This is a genomic window from Arthrobacter sp. BL-252-APC-1A, from assembly GCF_009696625.1.
GTDB lineage: Bacteria > Actinomycetota > Actinomycetes > Actinomycetales > Micrococcaceae > Arthrobacter_B.
Map to the genome: position 1 here is coordinate 107,992 of NZ_VULS01000010.1, position 16,776 is coordinate 124,767.

General features: G+C 65.0%; 16 protein-coding genes. 7 read left to right on the forward strand and 9 right to left on the reverse strand.

Features of this window, described 5'->3' with window-relative positions:
• Positions 1 to 59: 59 nt before the first annotated feature.
• The gene (locus FYJ28_RS14670) at positions 60 to 1,082 is read left to right on the forward strand and encodes an aldo/keto reductase (protein WP_055239831.1); all 1,023 of its coding nucleotides are present in this window, start codon (positions 60 to 62) and stop codon (positions 1,080 to 1,082) included.
• Here FYJ28_RS14670 and FYJ28_RS14675 read toward each other — a convergent pair.
• Positions 1,079 to 1,741, reverse strand: coding sequence for a hypothetical protein (locus FYJ28_RS14675; protein WP_154579810.1), 663 nt, complete (start codon positions 1,739 to 1,741; stop codon positions 1,079 to 1,081). The genes FYJ28_RS14670 and FYJ28_RS14675 overlap by 4 nt on opposite strands.
• 103 nt (positions 1,742 to 1,844) lie before the next feature.
• Between FYJ28_RS14675 and FYJ28_RS14680 the strand changes: the two genes are divergently transcribed.
• Positions 1,845 to 2,669, forward strand: coding sequence for a crotonase/enoyl-CoA hydratase family protein (locus tag FYJ28_RS14680; protein WP_154579811.1), 825 nt, complete (start codon positions 1,845 to 1,847; stop codon positions 2,667 to 2,669).
• Between the two features lie 115 nt (positions 2,670 to 2,784).
• Entirely contained in the window at positions 2,785 to 3,456 is a 672-nt protein-coding gene (locus tag FYJ28_RS14685; RefSeq protein ID WP_154579812.1) for a FadR/GntR family transcriptional regulator, read from the forward strand.
• A 75-nt stretch (positions 3,457 to 3,531) separates the two neighbouring features.
• Here FYJ28_RS14685 and FYJ28_RS14690 read toward each other — a convergent pair whose 3' ends face one another.
• The 7 genes from FYJ28_RS14690 to FYJ28_RS14720 all read right to left on the reverse strand — a co-directional run bounded on the left by FYJ28_RS14690 (position 3,532) and on the right by FYJ28_RS14720 (position 10,660).
• Entirely contained in the window at positions 3,532 to 4,503 is a 972-nt protein-coding gene (locus FYJ28_RS14690) for an ABC transporter substrate-binding protein (protein ID WP_154579813.1), read from the reverse strand.
• Positions 4,504 to 4,605: 102 nt separating this feature from the next.
• Complete coding sequence (locus FYJ28_RS14695) at positions 4,606 to 5,667, reverse strand: ABC transporter permease (protein ID WP_154579814.1); 1,062 nt, start codon at positions 5,665 to 5,667, stop codon at positions 4,606 to 4,608.
• Positions 5,664 to 7,172 (reverse strand): sugar ABC transporter ATP-binding protein, encoded by a 1,509-nt coding sequence (locus FYJ28_RS14700; RefSeq protein ID WP_154579815.1) that lies wholly within the window; start codon positions 7,170 to 7,172, stop codon positions 5,664 to 5,666. The genes FYJ28_RS14695 and FYJ28_RS14700 overlap by 4 nt, the downstream gene beginning before the upstream one ends.
• The gene (locus FYJ28_RS14705; protein WP_154579816.1) at positions 7,165 to 8,076 is read right to left on the reverse strand and encodes an amidohydrolase family protein; all 912 of its coding nucleotides are present in this window, start codon (positions 8,074 to 8,076) and stop codon (positions 7,165 to 7,167) included. The genes FYJ28_RS14700 and FYJ28_RS14705 overlap by 8 nt, the downstream gene beginning before the upstream one ends.
• A complete protein-coding gene (locus FYJ28_RS14710; protein WP_154579817.1) occupies positions 8,066 to 9,028 on the reverse strand; it encodes an aldo/keto reductase in 963 nt (320 codons plus the stop codon). The genes FYJ28_RS14705 and FYJ28_RS14710 overlap by 11 nt, the downstream gene beginning before the upstream one ends.
• Positions 9,025 to 9,336: an L-rhamnose mutarotase gene (locus FYJ28_RS14715; protein WP_154579818.1), complete on the reverse strand. Its 312-nt coding sequence runs from the start codon at positions 9,334 to 9,336 to the stop codon at positions 9,025 to 9,027. Before FYJ28_RS14715 ends, FYJ28_RS14710 begins: the two co-directional genes overlap by 4 nt.
• A gap of 1 nt (position 9,337) precedes the next feature.
• Entirely contained in the window at positions 9,338 to 10,660 is a 1,323-nt protein-coding gene (locus tag FYJ28_RS14720) for an L-fuconate dehydratase (protein WP_326831751.1), read from the reverse strand.
• A 189-nt stretch (positions 10,661 to 10,849) separates the two neighbouring features.
• Between FYJ28_RS14720 and FYJ28_RS14725 the strand changes: the two genes are divergently transcribed.
• Together FYJ28_RS14725 and FYJ28_RS14730 are read left to right on the forward strand one after the other, a co-directional pair.
• Positions 10,850 to 11,749: a fumarylacetoacetate hydrolase family protein gene (locus FYJ28_RS14725; RefSeq protein ID WP_154579819.1), complete on the forward strand. Its 900-nt coding sequence runs from the start codon at positions 10,850 to 10,852 to the stop codon at positions 11,747 to 11,749.
• Positions 11,746 to 12,525, forward strand: coding sequence for an SDR family NAD(P)-dependent oxidoreductase (locus FYJ28_RS14730; protein ID WP_229780493.1), 780 nt, complete (start codon positions 11,746 to 11,748; stop codon positions 12,523 to 12,525). The genes FYJ28_RS14725 and FYJ28_RS14730 overlap by 4 nt, the downstream gene beginning before the upstream one ends.
• A 77-nt stretch (positions 12,526 to 12,602) precedes the next feature.
• Here FYJ28_RS14730 and FYJ28_RS14735 read toward each other — a convergent pair whose 3' ends face one another.
• Positions 12,603 to 14,768 carry a RecQ family ATP-dependent DNA helicase gene (locus FYJ28_RS14735; protein ID WP_154579820.1) on the reverse strand — a complete coding sequence of 722 codons (2,166 nt, stop codon included), beginning with the start codon at positions 14,766 to 14,768 and terminating at the stop codon, positions 12,603 to 12,605.
• Between the two features lie 119 nt (positions 14,769 to 14,887).
• Here FYJ28_RS14735 and FYJ28_RS14740 point away from each other — a divergent pair, with 119 nt between their 5' ends.
• Entirely contained in the window at positions 14,888 to 16,294 is a 1,407-nt protein-coding gene (locus tag FYJ28_RS14740; RefSeq protein WP_326831752.1) for a phosphomannomutase/phosphoglucomutase, read from the forward strand.
• A gap of 4 nt (positions 16,295 to 16,298) precedes the next feature.
• Positions 16,299 to 16,763 carry a hypothetical protein gene (locus FYJ28_RS14745; protein WP_055239827.1) on the forward strand — a complete coding sequence of 155 codons (465 nt, stop codon included), beginning with the start codon at positions 16,299 to 16,301 and terminating at the stop codon, positions 16,761 to 16,763.
• The last annotated feature ends 13 nt before the right edge of the window (positions 16,764 to 16,776 follow it).

Consider the following 16,776-nt stretch of genomic DNA (forward strand, 5'->3'; position numbering starts at 1 on the left):
GCAGGAAGAGGCATAGGCTGGGGCGCAGCACACTGCACGCCGGTCGGAAGGAAATACCCATGGAGATGCGCCTGCTGGGCAACAGCGGAACCGCCGTGAGCAACTATGCGCTGGGCACCATGACGTTCGGCAATGAGACCGATGAAAAGACCTCCCATCGGATGCTGGACGACTATCTGGCCGCCGGCGGCAACTTCATCGACACCGCGGACATCTACAACGAAGGTGCCTCGGAAGAAATCGTCGGCAAATGGCTGCATTCAAACCAGACCGCCCGCAACACCGTGGTGCTGGCCACCAAGGCCCGCTTCCCCACCGGGCAGGACACCAACGACGCCGGGAACTCCCGCCGTCATCTGCGCCGCGCACTGGAAGCCTCGCTGCGCCGGCTCGGCGTTGACCACATCGACCTGTACCAGCTGCACTCCTGGGACCCCCTGACCCCGCTGGAAGAGAGCCTCGGCTTCCTCCAGGACGCCGTCAGCTCCGGACTGATCAGCTACTACGGCTTCTCCAACTTCACCGGCTGGCAGCTGACCAAGGCGGTCTGGATGGCCAAGCTGCACAACTGGCCGGCACCAGTGACGCTTCAGCCTCAGTACAACCTGCTGGAGCGCGAAATCGAATCCGAAATCGTGCCGGCAGCACTCGACGCCGGACTCGGGCTGCTTCCCTGGTCGCCTTTGGCCGGGGGCTGGCTGACGGGCAAATACCACCGCGAAACCGTCCCCTCCGGCAACACCCGCGTTGGTGAGAATCCGGCACGGCAGTTCCAGGGGTGGGACCTGCGCAGTTCCAACCCGCAGACCTGGGAGGTCCTGGACGCCGTACAGCAGATCGCAGCGTCCCACGGTGCTTCTCCAGCCGAGGTCTCTCTGGCATGGCTTGCCGGGCGTCCCGGTGTGACCTCAGTAATCCTGGGTGCCCGGACTCCGGACCAGCTGGAGGGCAACCTGCAGGCAGCGCAGCTGGAACTAACCCCGGCGGAGATCCAGCGGCTGAATCATGCCAGCGCTCCGGCCGTGGGCAACTACCCCTATGGCTTGGACGGCCGGAACCAGCGTGCGCGAAAGCTCGGCTAGAAGTCCTCGGGACGCAGGTTCTGCGCCCATTTGCTGATTTCGGCGTCGTCGGGGGCTGCGGGCTCTTTGTCCTTCGCAGTTCCGCGCGGCTTATCCTTGCCGGACCCGGCGCCTTCTGCACCCGGACTTCCCGCTGCGCTGCGTGCTGTGTCCTTGGCGGGAGTGTCGCGCTCTGCGGAATCGCGGACCTCCGGCGCGGTCTCAGGCTTCAGGGCTTCAGTCTCTGCAGCCTCCGGTTCCAGAGGAGCGGCACCCTCGGAGGGAGCGGGGTCGACGCCGCTCGGCTGCTGCGGCTGACGGGATTCCGGGCGCGTGAACGGGATGGGATGGGATGCCATTGAAGCCACCGCAGCGCTGGCGGCGCGCAGCCCGCACCCGGTGCTCTGCGCATAGAGCTGAATGGCGCGGATCGGCTGCCCCTGGGCGATGGCCGCGTACACCTGCTGATGACCCTTCTCATCGAGCCGGGCCACGGCTTCCCGTGCCGCTTCCAGGGATGTTCCGGCCGGTGCGCGGCCCGTTCCCTTGGGGTTCCCGGTGCCCGCTGCCTTGGACTGGGTGGCCTCGGGACGGGCTGCCCGTTTCTTCTGGGCGCGGCCCACCAGGAAGTTCACGAGCACGATTGCAGCGACGAACAGGGCAATGACCACAAACTCCATACCTTGATCCTAGCTTTTTCACGGCCCTGCTTCTTCGGGCCCCGGTATATTGGCCCGCAGGCCCTGCGCCGGCATGGCCCGGCCCCTTCATCAAAGGACATCCATGAACTCTGACTCCGCGCTCCGCTCACTGCAGGTCAGCCTCCACGGACCGGTGGCTGAGGTACAGCTTCGAGGCCCGTCGAAGGGCAACGCGATGGGCCCTGACTTCTGGGCTGAGCTTCCGGAAGTTTTCGCAGAGCTGGACGCCGACGAAGGCGTCCGTGCAGTCCTGCTCTACGGTTCGGGAGGCAATTTCAGCTACGGCCTGGATCTTCCGGGCATGGAACCGGTGTTCCGGCCCCTGCTGGAGTCCCAAGGAACGGATGCCCGCCTGCGTGCGGGGTTCCGGCGGCAGATCAAGGCCCTGCAGGACGCCGTGAGTTCAGTGGCCCGCTGCAGCAAACCAGTGGTGGCTGCTGTGGAGGGGTGGTGCATCGGCGGCGGTGTGGATGTCATTACCGCTGCGGACGTACGCGTCGCAGCTCCGGGTGCGCGGTTCAGCATCCGGGAGGTCCGTGTGGGCATCGTTGCGGACCTCGGATCCCTGCAGCGGCTTCCGGGGATCATCGGCTCCGGCGCCACCCGGCACCTGGCGCTTACCGGAGAGGATTTCGACGCTGCCCGCGCATTTGAACTGGGCCTGGTCACTGAGCTGGCGGACGACGTCATTGCGCGCGGCCGTGAGCTGGCCGCCCAGATCGCGGCGAACCCGCCACTGGTGGTGCAAGGCGTCAAACAGGTTCTAAACCAGGGCAGCGAGGCGGCGGCGCAGTCCGGGCTGGATTACGTGCAGGTATGGAATACGGCGTTCCTGCCCAGTCGTGACTTCGCCGAAGCCGGCAGGGCCTTCGCCGAGCGCCGCCCCGCGGTCTTCACCGGCGACTAACCCCGGCCCGAGAGGCCAGTTGCGGCTCTTTTCGGCCGCGAAACGAGCCGCAACTGTCCTCTCGGCGGGCGCTGCCGGGAGCCACGTGTAAACATCCGACCATTAGGATGTAGGCATGGCTGTTACAGACGAAGCGATCACCAAGATCAAGGACATGCTCATCTCAGGTGAGCTCAAGGCAGGTGACCGGCTTCCTCCGGAGAAAGACCTCAGTGAGCGTCTGGGCCTCTCACGCAGTTCAATGCGGGAAGCGGTCAAGGCACTTGAACTGATCCGGGTGCTCGACGTCCGCCGTGGTGACGGTACGTATGTAACCAGCCTCGAACCGCAGCTGCTCACCGAAGCCATGGCGTTTGTGGTTGACCTCCACCAGGACAAGTCCGTGCTGGAACTGTTCGAGGTCCGGCGTATCCTCGAACCCGGCTCCGCCTCGCTCGCCGCCCAGCGGATCACGGAACCCCAGCTGGCAGAACTGAACGAAATGATCGAGACGGTGCAGGAAGACACGTCCGTCGAAGACCTGGTGGCCCATGACCTGGCGTTCCACAGCCTGATCGCCAAGGCGTCCGGCAACTCCTATCTCGAGAGCCTCCTGGACGGGCTTTCCAGCAGTACCGTCCGTGCCCGCGTGTGGCGGGGGCTGACCCAGGACAAGGCGGTCACGGCTACCCTCGCCGAACATAACGCCATTGCAGCGGCACTCTCCCGCGGTGACGCCGAGCTGGCGCGGGCACTCATGACCGTCCACGTCAGCGGCGTGGAGAACTGGCTTCGACAGTCCCTCTAGCCACTCGCCTGCCATACAGAAGATGCCCCGCCGGTCCAAAACCGGCGGGGCATCTTCTGTGTATGGGCGAACTGATTACTCGTAGAGGTTCGGCTTAATTTCGTCCGAATCGATGTTCTCGGCGTCGTACCAATAGAAGCCGGTGTCGATGACCTTGTCCACACTCTCACCCTTGGCTGCGGCAACGGCCGCCTTGACCGTTTCGTAGCCGCTTCCCACCGGGTTCTGCGTCACGGCGCCGGCCATGGTGCCGTCCTTGATCGCGTCGATCTGTGCCTTGCCGGAGTCGAAGCCCACAATGGTGAGCTTGCCCTTCAAGTTCAGTTCCTTCACGGCGTTCACGACGCCGATGGCCGAGCCTTCATTGGTTCCGTACATTCCCGCCAGGTCAGGGTTAGCCGCGATGATCGCCTTGGCCGCGTCGGTGGACTTCAGCTGGTCGCCGTCGCCGTACTGGACGTCGACCACTTCAATGTCCGGAGCATTCCCTTCCATCCATTCCAGGAATCCGTCGCGGCGGTCCGTGCCGGACTTGGAGGTCTGGTCGTGGGCGATAACGGCGATCTTCCCCTTGCCGCCAATCAGGTCAGCCAGCTGCTTGGCAGCCTCGGCAGCGGCAGCCTTGTTATCAGTGGTGGCGGTGGCTACCGGGATGTCGCTGTCCACCCCCGAGTCAAAGGCCACCACGGGGATGTCCTTCGACTTGGCTTCTTCCAGCAGCGGGGTGGCTGCCTGGCTGTCCAGGGCCGCGAAACCGATGGCGGAAGGATTCTTGCCCAGCGCCGTCGTCAGCATCTGGATCTGCTGGTCCACGTTGGTTTCCTTGTCCGGGCCCTCGAAGGTGATTTCGACGCCGAACTCCTCCGCCGCCTGGTCAGCGCCCTGCTTTACCGCCTGCCAGAACTGGTGCTGGAAACCCTTGGAAACGATGGCGATGTACGGAGTGCCGCCGTTGTCATCCGCACTGCTTTCGGTGCTTTCGCAGGCGGTCATGCTGAGCATCAGTGCTGCGGCGGCCGTGACTGCCGCGAGCTTTTTCCGGATCATGTCTAAAACTCCTTTGTTGAAGAACCAGTGAAGTGCCAGGTGCTTGAGTGGTTGATAAACGCTGCTGAGGGGAATATGCGGGAGGAGTCCGCGGCGCCGGATCTACGTGGTGTTCTCCTTCCGGCGGAGCATGTCCAGGTACACGGCAATCAGGATCACGACGCCGATCGCCACGTTTTGCCATTCCTGCGGCACCGAGATGACCCGGAGCCCGTTGGTCATCACCGACATGATCAGGGCTCCGATGACGGTGCCGATGATCGATCCCTTGCCGCCCACCAGTGAGGTTCCGCCAATAACGACGGCGGCAATTGCCTGGAGCTCGTATCCCATGCCCTGTCCGGGCTGGGCCGAGTTAAGCCGGGCCGCGATCATCACGCCGGCCAGTCCGGTGAAGGATCCGGCGAGCGTGTAGATGAGCATCTTCCATTTGCGCACATTGATGCCGGAGAGCGCTGTGGCTTCTTCGTTGCTGCCGATGGAGAAGGTGTACCGGCCGATCAGGGTCCGGCTCAGCACAATTCCGGCGATGACGGCGGCGGCGAAGAAGATGAACACGGCGTTGGGGATAACCAGTCCGGCGATCGGTTTGCCCAGGGCGATGGAGCTGAAGCCGGGAGTGTCGTTGAAGTAGATCGGCTTGGTTCCCGAGATCACCAGCGCCAGCCCCTGAGCCACCATCATCATGGCCAGCGTGGCGATGAAGGGCGGGATCTTCAGGTAGGAGACGAAGAATCCGTTGACCGCCCCCATGAGCGCTCCCGCCAGGATGCCGCCCAGGACACCGAGGATCAGGGGCATGCCGAGGTTGGTCAGCACAACACCGGTCATGACCGAGCACAGGCTCATGCCCGTTCCGACGGAGAGATCGATGCCTCCGGTAACGATCACGAAGGTTGCACCCAGGGCCAGCAGCCCGATGACCACGGTGGAAAGGAGGATGTCCGAGAGGTTCGTGGGCTGCAGGAACCGCGGGTTCAGGATGCCGAAGAGGATAACCAGGACAATCAGGGAACCGAATGCCATCAGCTGCTGCAGCGAGGTCTGGAACCGGACGCGCAGTCCAGGGCTGGTCACCGCCAGGGCACTGCGGAGCCGTCCCGGACCCCCCGGGGACTGCGGGCTGCGAGTGGGAGCCTCTGGTGCTTTGTTTACCGTGCTCATGCTGCTGGGGCTCCTTTGCCTTGTGTGGCCAGTTCCATGATGTTTTCCTGTGTGGCCCCGGAATTCTCCAGGACACCGGTGATGCGGCCGTCGCTCATGACCGCTATGCGGTGGGACATGCGCAGCACTTCGGGAAGTTCGGAGGAGATCATGATGATCGATTTCCCGGCCGCGGCGAGTTCGTTCAGCAGCGCGTAGATCTCGTCCTTCGCTCCGACGTCGATTCCGCGGGTTGGTTCATCGAAGATGAGGATGTCGCAGTCGCGGAAGAGCCATTTGGCGATCACGATTTTCTGTTGGTTGCCGCCGGAGAGGTTCTTGGCGCTCTGCCGGATGCCGGGGGTCTTGATGCGCAGCTGCTGGACCGATGCAGTGGCCTGTTCGCGGATGGCCTTTGCCTTCACGAAGCCGGCGGTGCTCAGCTTGGGCAGGGACGTCACCACGATGTTCTCGGCTACGCTCCGCTCCAGCATCAGGCCCAGGTGCTTGCGGTCTTCGGACAGGTAGCCGATGCCAAGCGCGGCGGCGGCCGCCGGAGTCGTGATCTTCACGTCGCGGCCGCGGAGCTGGATGGTTCCGCCGGTGATCCGGTCCGCCCCGACGATGGCCCGGGCCACTTCGGTGCGGCCAGCCCCCATAAGCCCGGCGAAGCCCAGGATTTCACCGGGGTGCAGGTCGAAGCTCACGTCGTCCAGCAGTGACTTGGTGCTGAGTCCACGCACGCGCAGCACCGGTTCTCCGCTGACTTCGGTATGGACCGGACGCTGGTCGGTCTTGACCTGCCGTCCGACCATCAGGGAAATAACTTCGCGCATGGTGGTGGCGGCCGTATCGACTGTGTCCACATACTCGCCGTCGCGGATGACGGTGACCCGGGAAGAGATGGCCTTGAGCTCATCCATTCGGTGCGATATGTAGATGACGCCGGTTTCCGAGGTGGTGAACTGGCGGATGAGCCCGTGCAGGGACGCTACTTCGGCGTCGTTAAGGGCCGCTGTCGGTTCGTCCATGATCAGCACGCGCACCGATTCCCAGGACAGGGCCTTGGCAATCTCCACCATTTGCTGGCGTGCGACGGTCAGCTGGGCCACGGGCTGCCTGGGGTCCAGGTCGATTCCGATGCGGTCGAAGAGCTCCTGCGCCTTCTTGTTGAGGGCACGTTCATTCAGGAACGGTCCGGAACGCGGTTCGCGGCCGATGAAGATGTTTTGCGCAACGGTCAGGTCCCGCATCAGGTGGAATTCCTGGTGAATGATGCTGATGCCCAGTTCCTGCGCATGGCGGGGGCTGTCCACCGTGATCTTCCTGCCGTTCAGCGTGATGCTCCCGGCGTCCGCTGTTTCAATCCCGGACAGCAGCTTCATCAACGTGGACTTCCCCGCACCGTTCTCCCCCACCAGGGCAAGGACTTCGTTGTGCCGCAGGTTCAGGTGCATATCATCGAGAGCCTGGACGCCGGGGAACGCCTTGCTGATCCCCTGCACCTCCAGAAGGTAATCACTCATAACTGCCTGCTTTCATTTCAACCGCTGCTTCCTGCCCGGGTCCTGCGACGGGCAACCGGTAGATGCGTTCGGCGTTTGCGCCCATGAGGGCTGCTTGTTCGGCCGGGGCCAGTTCCGCGGCCAGCGATTCGATGACTGCCAGTGTTTCGCCGTACTGCTCTGGCCCGCTGACCGGCCAGTCGCCGCCGTAGAGCAGCCGCTCGGTGCCGAGGGCATCCAGCGCAATGTCCCAGGTGCGGCGCAGCGAATCCGCGGTGTACTGCACTCCGTCGGCCCGCAGCCCGGATACCTTGGCAACGACGTTGGGGTGCTCGGCTGCAGTCCGCAGCTGCTGCTCCCAGCGGAGGAACTCCGCGTTGCCGGCGCTCCGCGGCGGTTTGCCCAGGTGGTCGATGACAATCCTCAGCTCAGGAAGAGCCTCGGCCAGCGCGGCAGTCTGGTCGAGGTGGCCGGGATAGGCGTCCGGAATATCGAAGGTGAGTCCGGCCTGGGCCACGAGTGAAAGCGAGGCTCGTACCTCGGGAAGGGAAAGGAAGTCCCGCCGCGGGTCGTCATGGACCAGGTGCCGCACGCCCACAAAGGCCGGTGCCTCGAGCCAGCCGGCAAGCTGCCCGGCCGCGGCAGCCGGAGAATCCAGCTGTACCCAGCCCACCACGCCCCGCACGAAGCGGTGCCCGGAGGCAGCCAGCATGAAGAGCGTGTCTTCGGTGCTGTCCTCGGCCTGGACCAGGATAGCGCCGTGGATTCCGGCGACGTCGAGCAACGCTTCTGCTTCCGCGGGGAGGAAACTGCGGCTCAGCTCCGGGTCCGCCCTGTGCAGCCAGCTGTATCTCCCGGACGTCAGGTCCCACAGATGCAGATGGGCGTCAATGCGCGGGACTGGGTACGGCTTGTCAGCATGCATCGGGAATCAGCCCCTCTTCGGCCAGGGCTTCCCAAAGTTCTTCGTCCACTCGGACCTGCATGCGGGACGCGTTCTGCGCCGCCTGGGCAGCGCTGGATGCTCCCGCGACGACGGCAGCTATGGCAGGATGCCTCAGGCTGAAGTGCAGTGCGGCGGTGGGCAGGTCGGCGCCGAACTTCTCGCAGACCTCGGCGATGCGTGCGGCCTTGGCCCGCAGTTCCCCGGAGGCTGGAGCGTAGTTGTAATGGGATCCGGCACTGACCCGGGGCCGGGCCAGGATGCCGGAGTTGTAAACACCGACGTTGATTACCTGCACGCCTTTCTCCAGGCAGCGTGGAAGCAACTGCTGCGCGGCCGGCTGGTCCAGCAGGGTGTAGCGGCCGGCGAGCATGATGTAGTCCAGTTCGGCGGCTTCAACGCAGGCCAGCAGTGTCTGCGCAGAGTTGGCGCCAACTCCGATCGCGTCCACGGCCCCTTCTGCGCGCAGCTTCTCCAGGGCGGGTAGTCCCTGCTCGATTCCGGCCGCCAGATCGTAGGCATCAGGGTCGTGCAGGTAGAGGATGTCCGCCCGCTCCAGACCCATCCTGTCCAGGGACTCCTCCAGGGACCGCCGGATGCCCGCTTCACTGGGATCCCATTGGCGCCGGTAGCGGGCAGGTACGGCGAACCCTTCATCGTCCAATTCCTCCCCAGAGAATTCCGAATTCTCCACGAGCAGGCGCCCAACCTTGGTGGAGACCACAAACTCGTCCCGGGGTTTGCCGGACAGGAAGGCACCCAGCCGCCTCTCTGAAAGGCCAAGACCGTAGTGCGGAGCGGTGTCGAAATACCGGCTTCCGCCGTCCCAGGCAGCATGGAGCGCGGCGGCGGCATCGGCGTCAGTCATCCCGCGGTAGAGATTGCCGATACCGGCGCACCCAAACCCCAGCGGACCCAGCGCGGCGCCGATCATGGCAGTTCCCAGACCTGGCTGATGCCCCGGTCCGTTCCGGAATAGTCGTCCTGGACGTCAAGCAGTTCAGCCATCCGTGCCTGCCAGGGAATGTTGGCCGGGTGCGCGGCTAGGAACCGGCGCATGGCCGTGTAGTCCTGCGCCTCCACCACATGGAAGAGATTCAGCCCGCTGCGCCAAATCCGCCAGCTGGCTACCCCGGCTTCCCGCATGGCAGCGTCAAGATCGGCCGGAATGGTGGCGTGCACGGCGTCGTACTCCGCTTCCCGCCCCGGTTTCAACCGCGTATGCAGCGCGATGCGTTCCATGTCAGTGCACCAATTCCGATTGGCTCCCGGCGGCCCAGGCAGGTCCGTCCGGAAAAGCGTACGTTCGCAGCGTCTCTTCAAGCATCTGGGAGCCCCCGCCCGGTGCCAGGGGCGCCCAGTACCGGCCCTCACGGACATCCACGGGCGTAACAAAGTGTTCATGAAGGTGGTCCACGAACTCGATGACGCGGTCCTCCTTCTCACCGGAAACCGCAATGAAGTCGAACATGGACAGGTGCTGGACTGCTTCGCAGAGTCCCACCCCGCCCGCGTGCGGACACACGGGGACCCCAAATTTGGCGGCCAGCAGGAGGATCGCAATGTTCTCGTTAACGCCGGCCACACGGGCGGCGTCAATCTGCAGGACCTGCAGCGATCCAGCCTGGAGCATCTGCTTGAACACCACGCGGTTGGCAACGTGCTCTCCCGTGGCCACCGGAACCGGGGCGATGGCACGCGCAATTGCCGCGTGGCCCAGGACATCATCGGGGCTGGTAGGTTCCTCGACCCAGGCAAGGTCGAACGGAGCGAGCTGGCGGATCCATGCGACCGCAGTGTCCACGTCCCAGCGCTGGTTCGCATCCACGGCAATACGCACGTTGGGACCAACGGTTTCCCGCGCCGTACGCAGGCGCCGAATGTCGTCGTCGAGGTCCGCGCCCACCTTCAGCTTGATCTGTGTGAAGCCGTCCCGCACCGCTTCGCCGGAGAGCCGGATCAGCCGTTCGTCCGAATACCCCAGCCAACCGGGGGTGGTGGTGTATCCGGGGTAGCCCTCGGCCAGCAGCGCGGCTTCGCGGCCAGCACGGCCGGGCTGTGCCTTCCGGAGGATGGCCAGTGCCTCATCGGGAGTTAGCGCATCGCTGAGGTAGCGGAAGTCCACCAACGCCACAATTTCCTCAGGGGTCATCCGGGCCAGGAGCTGCCAGAGCGGCAAGCCTGCACGTTTGGCTTTGAGGTCCCAGAGGGCATTGACCACCGCACCGATGGCCATGTGCATGACGCCCTTTTCCGGACCAAGCCAGCGCAGCTGCGAATCGTGGACCATCATCTTCCACGTGCTGCCCATATCCTCGAGCAGGTCCTCGCAGTTCTGCCCCAGGAGGTGTCCGGAAAGTGCCTGGATCGCGGCTGCTTCCACCTCGTTGCCCCGGCCGATGGTGAAGACAAAGCCATGGCCCTCAAGGCCGTCGGTGCTGTCCGTGCGGATCACCAGGTAAGCCGCTGAATAGTCGGGATCGGGGTTCATCGCGTCCGATCCGTCGAGCTCTTTGGAAGTCGGAAAGCGGACGTCGCAGGTCTCGACGGCGGTAATGGTGCTCACGTTCGGCTCTCCCGTAATTGATGGATTCTGGTTGATGCTTCACCGACCCTAAACATCGGATGTATATGTTGTCAATCACCGAATTTGACGTAGACTCAGCCTCCATAACCTCAGATAGCTCGGATGTTCACACGGCTTTTCTAACACCGGTGGTGGCGCCCGCAGCGGACTATGCGGCAAGGATGAACAATGAAGTTTGTACGGTTAGGCCCTGCGGTCGGCGAGCATCCGGCTGTCCTGGCCGTTGACGCCAGCGGCATCGAACGGACCTACAGCCTTGAATCCCTAACCGGGGACATCGACGGAGCGTTCCTCGCCTCCGGCGGGGTCGAAGCCGCCCGCCGGGCCCTGGAAGCCTGCACGCTTCCGGAACTCGCGGAAGCGGACCAGCTGCGCATCGGAGCCCCGATTGCCCGGCCGGGGTCGATCATCTGCATCGGCATGAACTACGCGGCCCACGCCGCTGAATCCGGAGCCGCGCCACCCCGCATTCCCGTGGTGTTCCTGAAACCGGCCAACACCATTGCTGGCCCCTATGACGCCGCGCCTATTCCACCCGGGTCGGCCAAATACGACTGGGAAGTGGAGCTGGGCGTCGTTATCGGGAGGGCGGCGGTGTACCTCGCGTCCCCCGAAGACGCGGCGGGGGTGATAGCCGGGTACGTGCTTGCCAACGATCTTTCGGAGCGCGCCTACCAGATTCCGGGTGAGGCCGGTCAGTGGACCAAGGGCAAGTCACTGCCCGCTTCCACTCCCGTCGGTCCGTGGCTGGTACCCGCCACTGAGGTTGATCCCGCGGCCCTGGGAATCCGCAGCCGGGTCAACGGCGAAGTCCGGCAGGATTCCAAAACAACTGACATGCTCTTTGACCCCGCAGTCCTGGTTCATCACCTGAGCCAGTACATGCTGCTGGAGCCGGGCGACCTCATCCTGACCGGCACACCCGAAGGGGTGGCGCTGTCCGGACGGTTCCCGTATCTGGCAGCGGGAGATGTTGCTGAACTTGAAATAGACGGCCTGGGCATCCAGCGGCAGGAGTTCTTTTCCGCCGTTCCAGCCGCCGGAAACCATAGAGGAGACGAAAAATGAGCGGAGAAATGACCGGCCTGGCAGCAATTGTCACGGGAGGTGCTTCCGGCCTGGGTGCGGCAATTGCCGACCGGCTTGCCGGGCTCGGCGCACGGGTGGCAGTGCTGGACCTCAACCCTCCGGCGCCGGGCAACAGCCCGCATCTTGGGCTGGCCTGCGATGTGGGTGATGACGCATCCGTGCGCTCGGCCGTTGCACAGGCGGCCGAGGCTTTCGGCGGATTGGACGTTGTGGTCAACAACGCCGGGATCGGCGCCCAGGGCACGGTGGAGGCCAACGCCGACGACGAGTGGAACCGGGTCTGGAACGTCAACGTCATGGGAATCGTCCGCATTACCCGTGCTGCGCTGCCCTGGCTGCGTCAGTCTTCAGCAGCAGCCATCGTCAACACAGCGTCCATCGCAGCCACCGCAGGTCTTCCGGAGCGGGCCCTGTACAGCGCAACGAAGGGAGCAGTCCTCTCGCTCTCCCTGGCCATGGCGGCGGATCATTTGCGCGAAGGCATCCGGGTCAACGCGGTCAACCCGGGTACGGCAGACACGCCGTGGGTCGGACGCCTCCTGGATTCGGCGGCAGATCCGGCAGCCGAACGCGCTGCGCTCAATGCACGCCAGCCTCATGGCAGGCTGGTTTCGGCCGATGAGGTGGCCGGTGCCGTCGCGTATCTGGCCAGCCCGCTCTCGGGCTCGACCGCTGGGACGTCCTTGGCGGTCGACGGCGGCATGCAGGGACTTCGGCTTCGTCCCCTTCCTGCAGTGGAAACGGCGCCCGCATAAAAGAAACCGGCCAGGTCGGGGTCTGTAGCCGCAGGAGTACTGCAGACCCCGACCTGCCGTTTTAGGCCGTCAGGCGCCTAGGCCTTCAGCGCCAGCACGAACGGCAGCACGGACTCCGCACCGGCCAGCCGCAGGGTGCGGCCGGCTTCCGTGAGCGTCCAGCGGCTGTCCGCGAAGTCGTCCACCAGCAGCACCGGCCCGGGATTCGCCGCGAACCACGCCGCGCCCTCGGCCGGCACAGCGAACTGCTCCCAGACGGATGCGAGCCGGAAGGCACTGTTGCCGCCCGGACCTCCGGAAGGGCCTCCGTGCGGCAGCTGCAGGGCACCCAAGTACGGGATGCGGCCAAGCTCGGAGAGCCCGTGGGCCAGTGAACCCACAAGCTGCGGACGGGACCGGCTCGGCACGGACACGACCGCTACGGGCCGCTGCGTCCAGCCCCACTGCGCCAGCACCTGGACGCAGCCGTTCAGCAGCGACTGGTCCACCGGGCCGTCCACGGCACCCGGCCCAAAGATCTCCCGCAGCCGTCCGCCCCAGCCCAGATCCGTCAGGCGTGCCAGCGCCCGGCCTGTTGAAACTGCAGCGTCCGGCTTGATCTTCCCCTTTACCGGCACACCCAGCCGGTCCATGCCCGTTGGGTACATGCCTCGTGGATCGATGTCCACGCCCACCCGGGACAGGGCCTGCCCGGCGGTGTCGGCGGCCTCGGTGGCAACGTCGTCTGAATACCAGCGTCCGGCGCAGTTGTCGCAGCGGCCGCAGGGCGCCGCTGCAGGGTCATCCAGCTGCCGGGACAGGAACTCCATCCGGCAGCCGTCGGTGTTCTCATAGTCCAGCATCGCCTGCTGTTCCCGAACCCGGGCGGCGGCGATCCGTTCATAGCGTTCCCGGTCGTAGGTCCAGGGCCGCCCGGTTCCCCGCCAGCCGCCGGTAACCCGTTCCACTGCACCGTCCACGGAGAGCACCTTCAACAGGAGCTCCAGCGGAGAACGCTTGAGGTTCACGAGGGTTTCAAGCGCCCCGGTGGAGAGTACGGATCCATCGGCGAGTTCGCGCAGCACCGCGTTGGCCGGCCCTTCGGAGGGCATTGAGGATGTTGCAAAATACTCCCAGATATCCCGGTCCTCTGCTCCCGGGAGCAGCAGGACGTCAGCGTTCGGGGTGCCGCGGCCGGCACGGCCAACCTGCTGGTAGTAGGCCACGGGTGAGGACGGCGCCCCCAGGTGGACAACAAAGCCCAGGTCCGGCTTGTCGAACCCCATGCCGAGTGCACTGGTGGCGACCAGTGCCTTGACCTCATTGTTCTTCAGGGCGGTTTCGGCCTGTTCCCGGTCGGCAGGGTCGGTCCGGCCGGTGTACGCCAGCACCGGATGCCCGGCCTTCTGCAGCAGCCGGGCGGTGTCTTCCGCTGCAGAGACCGTCAGGGCGTAGATGATGCCGCTGCCGGGCAGTTCGTTGATGTGGGTCAGCAGCCAGGCGAGCCGGCTGCGGGGGCTGGGCAGCCGCAGTACGCCGAGGCGGAGCGAGTCCCGGGCCAAGGCGCCGCGGATCGTGAAGACTTCTTCCCCGCCTGCAGCCAGCTGCTCCTCCACGTCCTGCACCACCCGGGAGTTCGCGGTGGCGGTGGTTGCCAGCACCGGTACGGAGTGCGGAAGCTGTTCGATGAGGTGCCGGATCCGGCGGTAATCCGGCCGGAAGTCGTGGCCCCAGTCGGAAATGCAGTGCGCTTCGTCGATCACCAGGAGGCCGGAACGCCGCACCAGTTCCGGCAGGTGGTTCTCGCGGAAACCGGGATTATTCAGGCGTTCCGGGGAGACAAGGAGCACATCGACGTCGTCGGCTTCCAGCCGCGCGGAGATGTCCTGCCACTCGAGCTGGTTGGCTGAGTTAATGGCTGCGGCGCGGACTCCGGCCCGGGCAGCGGCGGCAACCTGGTCCCGCATCAGGGCCAGCAGGGGCGAAACGATGAGCGTGGGTCCCGCACCGCGGGCGCGCAGCAGGAGGCTGGCCACGAAGTACACCGCGGACTTCCCCCAGCCGGTGCGCTGGACAACGAGGGCACGCCTTCCGCCGCGGACCAGGGCCTCAATGGCCTCGTACTGGCCCTCATGAAACTCGGCGTCGTCCCGGCCCACCAGCGCCCGCAGGAGGGTGGTTGCCTCCGCACGCAGGGCAGCGGCGTCGGCCGTTTCTTGTGGGGCGGGTGCTGTGGGGATGTTCTGGGCGGATACCGGTTCCATACCCTCCACTATTCCAGCCGGGACCCCCACACGCCGAAGCCCCGGACAGGCAATGTGGAAAAGTCCGCAGCCGCCCCCGCCTGCCCCGCTGCAGCGCGCTCCCCTATAGACTGCATGGCGTGACTACTGCATTCGATCTTTCCTCGTCCTTCAAGGCCTATGATGTCCGCGGCGTTGTCGGCGAGACCATCACGCCCGAAATCGTCAAGGCCGTTGGCGCCGCTTTTGTGGACGTCCTTGGCCTGGCCGGGGAGACGGTCCTGGTGGGCGGCGACATGCGCCAGTCCTCCCCGGAATTCATCAAGGACTTCGCTTCCGGCGCCACCGCGCGGGGAGCCTACGTACTGCTGCTGGACCTGATTTCCACTGATGAGCTCTACTACGCGTGCGGTTCGCTGAACGCTGCCGGCGTGACCTTCACCGCCAGCCACAACCCCGCGCAGTACAACGGCATCAAGATGGCCAAGGCCGGAGCAATCCCGATTTCCTCCGAGACCGGACTGAAGGAAATCCAGAAGGCCGCAGAGCGGTACCTGAACGACGGCGTGATCGACTCGGTGGAGAAGCCGGGCCAGATCAGCGTGCGGGACGTCCTCGGCGACTACTCCGCGTACCTGCGCGATCTGGTGGACCTGCGCGGTATCCGCCCGCTGAAGGTAGTGGTGGACGCAGGCAACGGCATGGCAGGCCTTACCACCCCCGCTGTCCTGGGTGATTCGATTCTCCCCGGACTGCCGCTGGACATTGTGCCGCTGTACTTCGAACTCGACGGTTCGTTCCCGAACCACCCCGCCAACCCGCTGGAACCGGAGAACCTGCGGGACCTGCAGGCCGCCGTCGTCGAGCACGGCGCAGACCTGGGCCTGGCGTTCGACGGCGATGCTGACCGCTGCTTTGTCATCGATGAACTCGGCGCCCCGGTCAGCCCTTCGGCGATCACGGCCCTGGTGGCCCGCCGCGAAATCGCCCGCGCCAAGGCAGCCGGCGAAGACGTCCCGGTAATCATCCACAACCTGATCACCTCCCGCGCGGTCCCCGAGCTGGTGGAAACCTGCGGCGGCCGCGCAGTCCGCACCCGGGTGGGCCACTCCTTCATCAAGGCCCTGATGGCCTCCGAAGGAGCTGTCTTCGGCGGCGAGCACTCTGCGCACTACTACTTCCGCGACTTCTACAACGCGGATACCGGCATGCTGGCCGCGATGCACGTCCTGGCTGCACTCGGCGAGCAGGATCTCCCCCTCTCCGACCTGGCCCGCGAATACGAGCCGTATTTCTCCTCCGGCGAGATCAACTCCAAGCTGGACGACGTCCAGGCAGCCGTGGACCGGGTGCGCGGCGAGTATGACCGCGCAGGCGTCACGGTGGATGAACTGGACGGATTGACTTTCACCTCAGATGACGGACAGTGGTGGTTCAACCTCCGCGCGTCCAACACCGAACCCTTCCTCCGGCTGAACGCCGAGGCAGAGGACCTCTCCACTATGGAGATGGTCCGCGACCGTGTACTTGAACTAGTAAGGAAATGAGCTCATGGCTGACGTTGAACTGACCGGCGGAGAACCTTCCGCCCAGGTACAGGATGACCTGAACTCACTGCTGGGCACCGCCCTCGGTGTCACGCAGGAACAGCTCGAAGCGCAGGGTGCCTTCCTCCCGGCTGCCCTGGTGGTACAGAACGACGGCGAACTGCGCATGGTCGCCGTCTCTCCCGAAGAGAGCGACGAGGACCTGGACGCGGAGGCCATGATCGATGACCTCTACACCGTCCTGGAAGAGCAGAAGGACCAGAACCGTGCCGTAGCCGTGTTCTCCGACATCACCCTGCCCGACGAAGGCACCGACGCCATCCACGTGGTGGCTGAGCACTCTGAGGGCGTCTGCATCTCCGCGATCCAGACCTACTCCGAGCAGGACGGCCAGTGGACCTTCAACGATCCCATCTGGGAATCCGGCGAGCCGATCGTCTGGGCCAGCAGCGAAGCAGCTGATTCCTAGACGCAGGCAAACA

What these genes read in the sequence shown, in the direction of transcription:
- FYJ28_RS14670 (WP_055239831.1), top strand. Translation starts at nt 60, where the DNA reads ATGGAGATGCGCCTGCTGGGCAACAGCGGAACCGCCGTGAGCAACTAT.
- FYJ28_RS14675 (WP_154579810.1), bottom strand. Translation starts at nt 1,741, where the DNA reads ATGGAGTTTGTGGTCATTGCCCTGTTCGTCGCTGCAATCGTGCTCGTG.
- FYJ28_RS14680 (WP_154579811.1), top strand. Translation starts at nt 1,845, where the DNA reads ATGAACTCTGACTCCGCGCTCCGCTCACTGCAGGTCAGCCTCCACGGA.
- FYJ28_RS14685 (WP_154579812.1), top strand. Translation starts at nt 2,785, where the DNA reads ATGGCTGTTACAGACGAAGCGATCACCAAGATCAAGGACATGCTCATC.
- FYJ28_RS14690 (WP_154579813.1), bottom strand. Translation starts at nt 4,503, where the DNA reads ATGATCCGGAAAAAGCTCGCGGCAGTCACGGCCGCCGCAGCACTGATG.
- FYJ28_RS14695 (WP_154579814.1), bottom strand. Translation starts at nt 5,667, where the DNA reads ATGAGCACGGTAAACAAAGCACCAGAGGCTCCCACTCGCAGCCCGCAG.
- FYJ28_RS14700 (WP_154579815.1), bottom strand. Translation starts at nt 7,172, where the DNA reads ATGAGTGATTACCTTCTGGAGGTGCAGGGGATCAGCAAGGCGTTCCCC.
- FYJ28_RS14705 (WP_154579816.1), bottom strand. Translation starts at nt 8,076, where the DNA reads ATGCATGCTGACAAGCCGTACCCAGTCCCGCGCATTGACGCCCATCTG.
- FYJ28_RS14710 (WP_154579817.1), bottom strand. Translation starts at nt 9,028, where the DNA reads ATGATCGGCGCCGCGCTGGGTCCGCTGGGGTTTGGGTGCGCCGGTATC.
- FYJ28_RS14715 (WP_154579818.1), bottom strand. Translation starts at nt 9,336, where the DNA reads ATGGAACGCATCGCGCTGCATACGCGGTTGAAACCGGGGCGGGAAGCG.
- FYJ28_RS14725 (WP_154579819.1), top strand. Translation starts at nt 10,850, where the DNA reads ATGAAGTTTGTACGGTTAGGCCCTGCGGTCGGCGAGCATCCGGCTGTC.
- FYJ28_RS14730 (WP_229780493.1), top strand. Translation starts at nt 11,746, where the DNA reads ATGAGCGGAGAAATGACCGGCCTGGCAGCAATTGTCACGGGAGGTGCT.
- FYJ28_RS14735 (WP_154579820.1), bottom strand. Translation starts at nt 14,768, where the DNA reads ATGGAACCGGTATCCGCCCAGAACATCCCCACAGCACCCGCCCCACAA.
- FYJ28_RS14745 (WP_055239827.1), top strand. Translation starts at nt 16,299, where the DNA reads ATGGCTGACGTTGAACTGACCGGCGGAGAACCTTCCGCCCAGGTACAG.